We start from the raw sequence: 11895 nt of genomic DNA on the forward strand, positions 1-11895 counted from the left end.
TTATGAATGGTATTTGTACCCTTGGCAATGATTATGTTTTCGATCAACTGGTGGCTTTGCTCAACAGTATTGATGTTATCTTAGGTTCAGAAACTCCTGTTTGTATATATCCTTTCGACGATCAAACACAGCGAATTGCTGATGAAATAGCTAAACGCCCTAATGTATTTCTTTACGATAATCAAGAATCAATCAACTGTTGGGATCAATTTATGCTCTCAGCAGCACCAGAGCGATTGAATCGGAGTAAATCACGGTTGTATGGCGCTCACCGCCGTTTTTGTGCCTTTGATGGGCCATTCGATAAATTTATCTATTTAGATGCAGACACCTTGGTGATGAATTCTCTGGCATCGGTGTTTGAAAAGCTAGATACTTATGATTTTGTTGTCTACGATTTCCAATTTAAAGACGTTAGTAAGATATATAATGTTAACTCGCCAAAATTACTAGAAGTTTTCGAGCAAAAACGGATTGATTCTGAAATTTTTTGCTCCGGTTTCTATGGCGCAAAACGAGGAATATTTAACTTAGAACAAAGAGATCTACTCATATCGCATTTACAAAATGGTGAGGCGGAAATTTTGTATGGTGGTGCTGGAGAACAACCACTGATAAACTACATGGTAATGAGGTCTAATCTTTCTATTTATAACTTTGCTCGTCAACTACCAGATAATGCAAAGACAGGATGTTCTGCCACATCTAAGCACTTCGAGGAACGGGAACACCTTCTTTACGATAAAGGCAATCGGCTAACCTACCTTCATTATATTGGTATCCCTCCTAATATCAATCAAGCAGTCTGTGCTGGAGAAAATATTGAGTTTCCCTATCGAGATTTATTTCTCTATTATCGTTACTTACACGAACCCGAAAAGCGTCCAGTTTTTAACAATCCTCCCAAAAGTTATAATGACGCTCCAGTACCAAATTTACTTACAAGAGCTTTGCGAAAACTTAAGTTAATTAACCAAGGATAATTTATGAGTAGGGGAATTTATATTGTTGCCAACGATCGTGTTATTGATAATGCGATCGCTTTACTAAATAGTATTCGTTACTATGATCCAGAAGTAACCATTTATCTGATACCATTTAACGAAAATTATCACAAGGTAGAAGAACAGCTTTCTACCTTACACAAAGTGCAAATTTTCCCTGATTTGGAACTTATTGATAAATTTACCAAACGCATCGGAGAAATTTTTGATCGAGACTTCCTCGCCTTACCAAACAAAATGCGTAAACTGGTGGCGTGGTTTGGCCCTTTAGATGAATTTATTTATATTGATACAGATATTGTCGTTTTTGAAAAAATCGCCGACAATTTAGACAAACTTTCAGAAGTCGATTTCTTCTGTTGTGATTACCATCATGCTAATGACAAACTGCGAAATATCTTTTCTCCATTTGTGAAAGAGCAACAAATTTTTTCTGATGCTCAACTTCAAGATGTTTTTAACAGTGGCTTTTGGGCTTCGAGAAAAGGAGTTATTACTGAAGAACAAATGGATGAAGCTTTGCGCGAGTGTGCAGCGCATCGTGAATATTTCGATTTTTCTGAAGGAGTTACAGACCAACCAATTTTAAATTATCTTGTTCTCAAACTGATTGCTAAACGTGGAAATCTCGTCAAAATTCCTGGTGGTGGGCCTGGTAGTTGGGCAGGTTCACAAAGTTTCCAACAGCAAGATTATGCCCTCTATGACCGAGGACAACGACTCAAATATCTCCACTGGGCTGGTACGCGGATGAAAACTGGTAGTCCCTATTGGCAATTGTGGGAACACTATCGCTATCTCCATGAGGGTAAATTCGCTTTCATCTCCAAACTGACTCGCCGTTTATTTCCTTTTGTTGCAGCCCGCACTTAATATTAGGAGTATCCCAATGATTGATGGTATCTACATCCTAGCCAATGATGTTGTCTATGACCAACTAGTAGCATTGCTCAACAGTATAGAAGCTAATGCTGGTAGGAAAATTCCTATTTGTATACTTCCATATAATCAGCGCTTAGATAAAGTAAAAGCAGAGATTGCATCTAGAGATAATATCAGCTTATTTGAAGATTCTGATTCCATAGCTTATTGGGATAACTTTGCGACTCAGATATGGAAAAATTATCCTAGAGCGCAAAGAACTTGGCGAGAGTGGGGTTTTTCAGAACTCTATGAGTTACCAATGCACCGCAAATTTTGTGCTGTGGATGGCCCCTTTGATAGATTTATTTATTTTGATGCAGATACCTTGTTAATGGGGCCAGTAGATTATGTATTTGAAAAATTAGATACATCTGATTGGGTAGTCAATGATTTTCAATATAAGTCTGACTTAAAATTTATTTTTGATGGTTCACCAGAGCTTATGCAGCAAATTTTCAATTCAGAAAACTTGCAAGATAAAGTATTTTGTGCTGGTTGGTTTGCAACCAAGAAAAATATTTTTTCTCCAGCCATAAGAGCCGATTTAATGGGCAAATTAATATCGGGTGAGGCAGATGTTATGGCTTTTTTGGCACCTGACCAATCTTTATTTAACTACATGGTGTTAAGAAGTGGGATTTCCTATTATAACTTTGCTTTTTATAACTGCGAGCAGGCAACTGGTAATCACTGGAGTTCTAAATTTGATGTGGTAGATAATATCCTCTATGACCAAGGGCGGAGATTGACCTACTTACACTATATGAGTGTATCTTCTTCAGCTTTTGTGCGGCTTTGTGGAGGTGAAGATGTAGATATCCCTTACCGCGATGTTTTCTTATATTATCGCTATTTAAAATCACCTGAAAAACGTCCTCAAAGTTTTACCCGCCCCAGCCAGATAACACTTTTACAAAAGTCTACTAGTAGTTTTATTCAGCAAAGAGTAAACAATATTAAATTAAAGTATCGTAACTTCAAGGATAGAATTAACGGTTACTAATAACTCAGCAAAGATATGCCAATTAAATCAGCTTGTTGATTTTTTTTAAATTTTCATCGGTGATAAAAATTAAAATTACTCAATGCCGCAAGTCTTAAACGCAAGTACCGATAGTAATAACCAATAAATTTATTTAGCTTATGCAGTAGCTTTTGTGAAAGTGAATTTTTGTGGTATTCAATCGCTTCGTGCTGTTGAAAATATATCAGCGTTTCATCTGGATTTGCTTGTCCCTTTTTGATTTTCTGCCGTTCTACCCAATCCTTGAAATAAACAATACCGTCCATAGCATCCCATCGAACTGGTAATCCCGCTTTAGCAGCAGCTAATCCTATTGCATAACCCTCAGCACTATAAAAACCATTTAGCTCACAGTAAAGTGCAATAGTTTCCCAGTACTTAATAAATTCGATTTCCCGCCCATCTTGCCTTGTAACTACAAATAACATTTCCATGACAAACTGAATATTAGTATCTTCTAAATCCAGGTCTAGTTTTTGTGCTAGTTTGCTCAGAATGGTCAAATCTCTAACTCTATTTGCCTTGTAATCATCATTTGCTGAATTGATATATTCTTGATTGTGTTTGACAATACTGGTACAACTTCTTGCTGTTATACCAGGAAGCCATTTTATATCTGGTTGTAACTTATCTAATATTCTGATATCTGCATCGACAAATATACAAGTATTAAACAGTGATATTGCTTTGGCAATTACAAACCTTTTATCGTGGTAACAACCAATGCTCTGTTGTTCATGTTTAAATGCTAAAACGTTAGGATATATTTTAAATTCTTCTGGCTTATCTGTTAGGACAATTAAATATATTCCTGGCGAATTTTTTTCGATATCTTGAGCTAATAGGAAAGCATGAGAGCGATATCTTTTACCTAAAGCTAAAGTGCAAAAACAAATGTCTGATTTTTCTTGGTTCATAAGATTTTATTGTTGAAATGAAATTTGGCTGAGACTAATATTAAAAATTTGTTTAGAGACAGAAGAATCATGCAAATTGTTTCGATTTAAATCAAACACTATATTCACATATATAATATGGGTACTGACTACTGTAATAGTACCTATTTTTCCTAATTACTACAATTCTATGCAATTCCTAAAAGATGTTAAGACATGAATTAATTGCATCTATACTTAAGCCTTGAGAAAAGCTTACTACAAAAATATAAATGCTCACCATATCTGGTGAGCATTTAAGTTTATTCCTATATCAAGACAGTTCAGTTAATAATAACTTAAACATATTTTATCAATCTAAGAAAAAGAATCTAAATCTAGAGATTGCATTCCTTCACGTTCTATAAAAGTCATCATACTTCCTAACTGCAACCAAACTAATAAGCAAGTAAACAAACTAATTGGTAGACCGACTCCTAAAGCCAACGTGGAGGGAAAGCCAAATATCGCTAAACCTGAAAACAAAAATAGAGAAGTACCGACAGTTATGCCGATAAATGGCACAAGTAATTGTTTTAGAGAGGAACGTGGTTCAATATTTTCTGCTTTTTCGCTTGGCCAATTCTGCACAATTACTTTCAAAGTGCCAGATAATGCCAAACCAGATGTTAATGCTGTCAAAAAGCCAACAAGTAAAAGGAAATAGGGTGGTTGTAGAGGAAAATAGTACATTATTAAAACTCCTGATTTATAGGTTTTTAGTTTTTAATTGCTGACTGGTTTTCAGTAAAAGGCACTAGAAATGCAGCTTTTGGGAGAATAGCTGCTGCGCCTTCTCTAGATAAATTTGTTAAAATGCCGATCGCTGCATTTAATAAACGATCCGGTTTTAAGTCATCTTTAACCAGATTCCACAGACGCTGGACATCTTCGGTGTGCAGGCGGTCATCTTCGGTGAGAGCTAGCACCAGCTGTCGCCGCAGAAACTTGCCTTCTTCCGACATTAAAAATTGGAAACCCATCTGAGCTGTGGGCAATACATCAAAGTTGTTATCGCTACGAGCGATCGCAATTAAATTCTCTAAACGCTGCCACTGAAATTTACCATCTTTGAATAACACATTCAATAAGCGCCGCCGTAAATCAGGCGATTCCCCTGTCAGTAGCCGCCGTGCTATGTAGGGATAACCCACTTCCACAATTTTGAAATCTGGGTTGAGGCTCAGGGCAATACCTTCTTGAGTCACCAAGGAACGAATAATCAAAGCAAACTTCGCCGGAACTCGGAAAGGATATTCGTACATCAGTTCCGAAAATTCATCGGTAATCGTTTTGAAGTTAAAATGCTTGACATTTTTGCCAATGGCGTTTCCTAGCACCGCTTCTAATGCTGGCACTATCGGGCAAATATTCGTGTCTGGAGTCAGAAATCCTAATTTTACAAAGTCTTCGGCTAAGTCGGTATAGTCTTTATTCACCAAATGCACTAGCGCATCTACTAGTGTTTCTTTGCTGTTTTCTTCCAACTGATCCATCATGCCGAAGTCGATATAAGCCATCCGGCCATCGGGTACAGCAAATAAATTACCGGGATGGGGGTCAGCATGAAAGAAGCCGTGTTCTAGGAGCTGTTGTAATCCTGAAGTCACGCCAATTTGGATAATCGCTTCTGGGTCTAAACCTGCTTCGCGGATGCTTTTAGTATCCGTCAGCTTGAAGCCGTTAATCCATTCCAGGGTTAAAACGTGGGTATTGGTATAACGCCAGTAAATTCCTGGAACTTTAACTTGTGGGTCGTTGCGGAAATTGCTAGCAAATTTTTCGGCGTTGCGGCCTTCATTTATATAGTCGATTTCTTCAAATAGCTTCGTGCCAAACTCGTCCACGATTAAAGTGAGGTCGTGACCGAGATTCAGAGGTAACCAAGGAGCTACCCAACTCGCACCCCAGCGCAATAGATAGAGGTCGCGGGTGAGAGTCGGGCGTAAGTTGGGGCGTTGCACCTTCACTGCGACTTCTTCGCCACTGATTAGACGACCACGGTATACTTGACCCAAGCTAGCTGCTGCGACTGGGTGAGGTGAGAGTTCGCTAAAACATTCATCAATTGGACGATCTAGCTCGGTTTCGATAATTTTGTAAGCGATCGCATTATCGAAAGGTGGTAACTGATCTTGTAACTTGATTAGTTCTTCGAGAAAATCCTTACGTATTAAGTCAGGTCTGGTGGAGAGGGCTTGACCAACTTTAATAAAAGTCGGCCCGAGGCGGGTGAGCAGTTCTCGCAACTGGATAGCTCGTTTGCCTTTGTTCTGCTCAACTTTGTCTTGCCATTCGTCCCACTTGAGACTGATTATAAATACTGCAAAAGAGGAGATAATTCTCAGCAGTCGCCCCCAGGCTAGCCAAGGACGGTAACTATAATAGCGAGCGATCGCATCTGGATTATAGAGCTTTAGCTGAGTAGGTTGATACTGACCCACGCCTTTATTTGCCTCTTCAACTGAAAAATTTACAATGATTGTTTCTCTAGTAAACCTACAAGTTAGTTGTAGGCAAAAGATAGCGGTAGTTTTTTATCTGAAACAACTCGAACCCTGCCTTTCTGGGGTACTGTTCGAGGCAGTTTTAGCCTAAATTACTTCCTAGATTTGTTTATCTTTTTCTTAATTATACTTTATAAAACTACAACTACTTATCCGTCTTTTCGGTGATTTTATCTTTTCTTAACCTTATTTTATATAAATATAAATATCTACCTGTATCTGTAAATTTGGGTAGGATATGAAAAATCCGTAACCATGTTTGCTTTCAGCTACATATTACAGTAGTAAGTAGATAAACTTAAATTAAACAGAAACCGCTCAGGAGAAGGATTCATAACTTCTGTGGTCAGTCATGAATCTTGATATTATGTTTATTTATACTTACTCTATTAAGTGAAAATTGTAATATTCTATGTGTAAAAAATAACTATTTAAGGAAAATTAACTTTTTTAAAAGAGTGTATATTAAGAAGCTTTTTGAATAATAAAAATTAGAGCGTTAAATACAACTTTGGTAATTGGTAGTGGTTTTACCACAATTACCAATTACCAACTTTTAACTATCATCTGCTGCTATTTAGATTTGGCCTCCAAGTTTTCTAAACGGCTTCTCAATTCCTGGTTTTGTTGTTTGAGTTGGTCGAAATCTTCACGCAATTGACGGAGGGTTTTTTCTGAACCGATGTTCTTTTGCACCCTGGAAATTTCTTCTTCAGCATTGCGACGGACACGCCCATCGGCTGTTTGTTCCGCTAGCGATCGCAAAATTCCGACTGCTTTGGGTGTTTCCATTTGTCCCAATGCTGCTGCTACCGCCACTTGGGTTAAAAAGAAGGTTTCTTTGGCTAGTTCTGCTAATTTTTCTAAAATCCGTTCCAAATTAACCGGACTTTGACCTACAGAAATCTTGCCTAAAGCGCGAATGGTGGCTAAACGTAGAGGTTGTGGTACACCGATTTTGGTGTATTCGAGTAGTAGATTTAAAGCTGCTTCCGAGGTTTTGAATTCAGCTAAACCAGCGATCGCACCACTCCGCACTACTTCATTCCAACCGGCTTTTTCTTCTAAAATGCCTTTGAGTTGCTTTAATACCTTATCTTCCTTGGATTTTTCTTCCAAGTTTGCAGATGCAATTGCCCCAATCACACGAGATGCTGCTGCTTCCACGTAGTAGCTAGGATCGCCCTTTTGCAACAACCCTCTTACAACTTTATAGCTTTCAGCAGTTTTGATTTGAGCAAGTGCTTCCACTACAGATCGTCGCACATAAGCATTTTTATCTTTTAATCCCAGAACTAAGCCATCAAAAGCTTGGTCTAAATTAATTTTGGCTAGTTGTTTTGCTACTTCCACGCGCACACCCCACAATGGGTCATTTTTGAGGGACGCAGATAGTGCTTTTATCGCTTCTAACCCGCCTTTTTTCGTTAAAGCTTCTGCTGCATAGATGCGTGAAATTGGGTTGGGGTCAGATTCTAATTGTGCTTTTAACTCTGCTATTGGATACTCTAAAGTTACTGTTTTTAGGTAATTATTCTCAACATCAAAGCTGATATATTGGGGCTTATTTTCTAAGGGAAAATAGAAACTTTGTTCTCGTTCATTTACCCGTACTACAAAAGTTTTGAGTTGTGAGTTAGGAGTTGTGAGTTGGGGATTATTTTTAACTCCTAACTCTTCACTTCTGACTTCTGGTTGGGTATAGCCAAAACCAATAGGTATTTTTAAATCAAACAAATCCTTACTGCCATTTTTATCTTCAGCAGCTTGAGTTTGAGTTACCGTAATTTTTGCTAACTTAGCATCCCCATCCCAAGAGTAAGCTACCTTAAAATCGGGATGGCCACCACGATAAACGTATTGGTCAAAGAGGAACAAAAGATTATGTCCAGTAGCCTTTTCAATTGCCCTAAGTAAATCTATAGTTTCTACAGTTTTATGGGCATTATCTTGAACAAATGTTTGAATAGCCTGCCAAAATAATTCATCTCCCAATTGGGCCCGAATCATGTGATAAACACAAGACCCTTTTTCGTAGATGTGGCGATCGTAAAGTTCAATAGCTTCGCGGTAAATATGTGTTACCATTGGGCGACGGTAGCGGCTGCTATCTTCACTAATGTAACGACGAGCTTCTAAAAAACGATAGTAAGCTGCTTCTTCTAGACTATATTCCTGTTCTGTCCACATCACCTCAGAATAGGAAGCCATTCCTTCCTTAATCCAAGCATGAGACCAATGCTTAATCACCACCAAATCACCAAACCACTGGTGGGCGAGTTCGTGGACGACTAAACTTTCGGTGTTGCGGTTATCTAAAGCGGCGCGTTCATCCAGCAAACATCTATCTGTTAACAAGGTTGTGGAGGTGTTTTCCATCCCGCCAAAGATGAAGTCATCTACACAAACCTGGGCATATTTCGGGAAAGGATATGAATAACCATACTTTTGGCTCAAAAATTCGATCATCCGGGGAGTTTTGCCCATGCTGCGTTTAGCATCTTCCTCCCGTCCTTTTTCTACGTAGTAGGTGACTGGTTTACCCTTCCACTCATCCTGAATTTCGGCAAAGTCACCTACTGCCAAAGTCATCAAGTAAGTAGGATGAACTTGTTGCTGTAACCAATGGTAGATTTTACAATCACCATCTTCTGTGGTGTCAATCAGTTCGCCGTTGGAAATCGCTACGAGTGGGTTAGGGACACGAACGCGAATTTCGGAAGTAGATAATTGTCCTGGATAGTCAAAGCAGGGGAACCAAAAGCGAGAGTCTTCGTCTTCTCCCTGAGTCCAAACTTGAGTGGGCTTGTTTGGATAGTGCTTATCTGGTTGGATAAAATAAATGCCGCGTTGCGGTTTTTCCACCGAGTAGGCGATCGCAATCAGCAAGCGTTTACCGATCTGAGTCGTCTCAGAAAGTTGGATAGAAAGCTGTTCCCCGTCGTAGTCAAAATTTTGTGGCACATCGTCCACCTGCACAGACTCGATATTCAGGTTGACAGCATCCAAAGTCAAACGGTCAATGCCATTACGGATTGGCAAGAGGCGAATGCTACAACTGCCCTGATAGCTCTGCTTAGGGATATCTAAGCTGAGATCGAGAAAAATATGCTCCACCTGTCCGGGGCGATCGGGATTGTAGTGTGGTCTTGCTCCCGGTAACTCAAAAGGTTTGTGTCCGTTATTATCTGTATCAAAATAAGACTTCGACATTGATCCTTACTGACCTTGTAATCCTGAAAAGTCTGGCTTGGCTAGATGTAATTAAGCAAAATAGCGGTATCTGTATTTCCCAAATCAATCGGGCAGTATGGGGCTTAAGATTCCCATTGGGGATTGGAGGATTGAAATTAATCTCACCCAAGTTTCCGAAGATCGATTGTCGATCTTGGGACTTTTTTCCATATCCCTCCCGCATTTCCTTTTACTGATGTTTTGCACTTTTTTGTCATCGAGTCAAGTGTCTCTTGCACCTCGATCGATTCTCATTAAGTACAAATACTCCTAATTGTTCTTATAACTTAGGATAACTTGCTGCTGTTGAGCAGGCTATTTTCTTTGAGATGAACAGCATATCATTTGCGGATTCGCTCCTCATTCCCTTGGAGTCTTTTTTAGGGTAATTATTTGCGACTGCTAGCTTATAGGACTACTAATTTTATCAGTAAATACCGATCAATGAGCGGAAAATATTAATAAATCCGAAAACTCTACAGTGACACTTGTATAAATCTCGGTGACAATCTGAGCAAAAGAGGATAATAAAATGCCCGAAAGTAAATCAAAGTTTTTCATTCCTGTGGTTGGTGCTGCTCTCGTTGTAGCAGGCAGTATCGCGGCTTATATGTATTTGAAAGGCCCATCAGGAAGTAGCTCAGACGCTCTCGGCAGTGCTAAATTAGTACCTTCAACAGCATTGATGGCAACTTATATTACTACTGACCCTCAAGCTTGGGCAAAGTTACAGCAATTTGGCACTCCAGAAGCACAAAAGTTAGTGGCAAAAGGTCTGGAAGATTTCAATAAGCAAATGTTCAGTGACGGTAACGTTTCTTATGAAAAAGACATAAAGCCTTGGGTTGGTGGTGTAATGATTGCTGTACTACCACCAAATTCTGTGAAACCGGCACAGTTAAAAGTGCCCTCCGGGGCACCTAATGTACCAACAAATTTACAGCAGGAATCAAATATCCTGATAGTAGTGGGAATCAAGGATAAAATCAGTGCCTTGAATTTTGCTAACAAATTGAAGTCACAGAAAGGGGTGAAATCCCAGGAATCTGACTACCAAGGTCAAAAAATTCTTGAAACTACAGAAAATGGTAAGCCGACATATAGCGTAGTTTTAAATAATAGTCACTTGATATTAGCCCCCGAAAAGCAAGCTGTAGAAAAAGCAATTGACACCTTTAAGGGACAGTCTTCTTTTGCCAGTAAAGAAGGTGCAAGCAGCATTCTCAGTAAAGGAGTGGATGTTAAAAATAGCCTCGCCCAAATTTATGTACCAGACTATGCAGGCATGGTACAGCAGTTAACTGCCGGAAGTCAGCAGGCAAAGCAGTTACCTCCACAAGCGTTGGCGCAACTGAAGCAGATAAAATCTGTGGTAGCTGGTGTTGGTGTTGATGATGCAGGAGTGCGGGTAAAAGCGATCGCTAATTTAGATCCACAGTTGAATAAATTCCAGTATCAATCAAGTCCGGGAAATATAGTTGGGCAATTTCCTACTGATACCTTTGCTCTGATTAGCGGAAATGGCATCAGCCGTGGCTGGGAAACCTTAGTAGAACAGTCAAAAGATTATCCAGAAATGAAGCAGGCTCTGGAGCAAGCGCGAGGACAAGTGAAAATTGCCAATATTGACCTGGATAAGGATATTTTTGGCTGGATGAATGGGGAATTTGCCTTTGGTGCTATTCCATCCAATCAGGGAGTGTTAGCCAGCGTTGGTTTTGGCGGTGCTTTAGTATTTGACACTAGCGATCGCAAAACAGCCGAAGCCACCTTGACAAAATTGGATAATTTGGCCAAAGTACAACAAATCAACATCGCCAATAGAAATATCGGTGGTAAAGACGTAACTGAATGGCAAATCCCCAAGCAGGGAGCTTTATTGGCGCATGGTTGGCTAGATCAAGACACTGTATTTGTGGCTCTTGGTGGCCCAATTGCCGATGCGATGAGCGATCGCAAAAATCAATCTCTTGATAATAGCGACGCTTTCAAAGCCGTTACTGGTTCTTTGCAAAAACCCAACGGCGGCTATTTCTATTTGGATATGGATAAAACTAAAAGTGTACCCCTGGTTAATAGTTTAATTTCATCTGATGCTAATACCATCACCATCCTTAATTCCATTCGTGGTCTTGGTTTTACCGCTAATAGCCCCGATAAATCCACCAGTGAATTAGAGATGTTGTTAGCTCTCAAGCCTTCTGCAAAATAGGGAATTGGGAATTGGGAATAGTAAGTTCTAAGCTTGACGCTTTACGCTTTATGTT

At 39.4% G+C, this 11895-nt stretch carries 8 protein-coding genes; 4 read left to right on the top strand and 4 right to left on the bottom strand.

The genetic code is table 11. The features are described from left to right. Positions 1–2: 2 nt before the first annotated feature. The 3 genes from V7K69_RS04810 to V7K69_RS04820 are packed head-to-tail and all read left to right on the top strand — an operon-like array spanning position 3 to position 2931. Positions 3–983: an Npun_R2821/Npun_R2822 family protein gene (locus V7K69_RS04810; RefSeq protein WP_335031921.1), complete on the top strand. Its 981-nt coding sequence runs from the start codon at positions 3–5 to the stop codon at positions 981–983. 3 nt (positions 984–986) lie between these two features. After that, positions 987–1877 (top strand): Npun_R2821/Npun_R2822 family protein, encoded by an 891-nt coding sequence (locus V7K69_RS04815; RefSeq protein ID WP_335031923.1) that lies wholly within the window; start codon positions 987–989, stop codon positions 1875–1877. A 16-nt stretch (positions 1878–1893) separates the two neighbouring features. Further along, complete coding sequence (locus V7K69_RS04820; protein WP_335031925.1) at positions 1894–2931, top strand: Npun_R2821/Npun_R2822 family protein; 1038 nt, start codon at positions 1894–1896, stop codon at positions 2929–2931. Between the two features lie 53 nt (positions 2932–2984). On the opposite strand, the gene V7K69_RS04825 is transcribed toward V7K69_RS04820, so the two are convergent. The 4 genes from V7K69_RS04825 to V7K69_RS04840 form a co-directional block, all read right to left on the bottom strand. After that, a complete protein-coding gene (locus tag V7K69_RS04825; protein ID WP_335031927.1) occupies positions 2985–3869 on the bottom strand; it encodes a hypothetical protein in 885 nt (294 codons plus the stop codon). Positions 3870–4205: 336 nt separating this feature from the next. After that, positions 4206–4580, bottom strand: coding sequence for a hypothetical protein (locus V7K69_RS04830; RefSeq protein WP_335031929.1), 375 nt, complete (start codon positions 4578–4580; stop codon positions 4206–4208). 26 nt (positions 4581–4606) lie between these two features. Next, entirely contained in the window at positions 4607–6331 is a 1725-nt protein-coding gene (locus tag V7K69_RS04835; RefSeq protein ID WP_335031931.1) for an ABC1 kinase family protein, read from the bottom strand. 636 nt (positions 6332–6967) lie between these two features. Beyond that, on the bottom strand, positions 6968–9607 hold the full coding sequence (locus V7K69_RS04840; RefSeq protein WP_335031933.1) for a M1 family metallopeptidase: 2640 nt from the start codon (positions 9605–9607) through the stop codon (positions 6968–6970). A 553-nt stretch (positions 9608–10160) separates the two neighbouring features. Between V7K69_RS04840 and V7K69_RS04845 the strand changes: the two genes are divergently transcribed. Beyond that, entirely contained in the window at positions 10161–11840 is a 1680-nt protein-coding gene (locus V7K69_RS04845) for a DUF3352 domain-containing protein (RefSeq protein WP_335031935.1), read from the top strand. The last annotated feature ends 55 nt before the right edge of the window (positions 11841–11895 follow it).

Source organism: Nostoc sp. (assembly GCF_036917775.1).
Lineage (GTDB): Bacteria > Cyanobacteriota > Cyanobacteriia > Cyanobacteriales > Nostocaceae > Nostoc.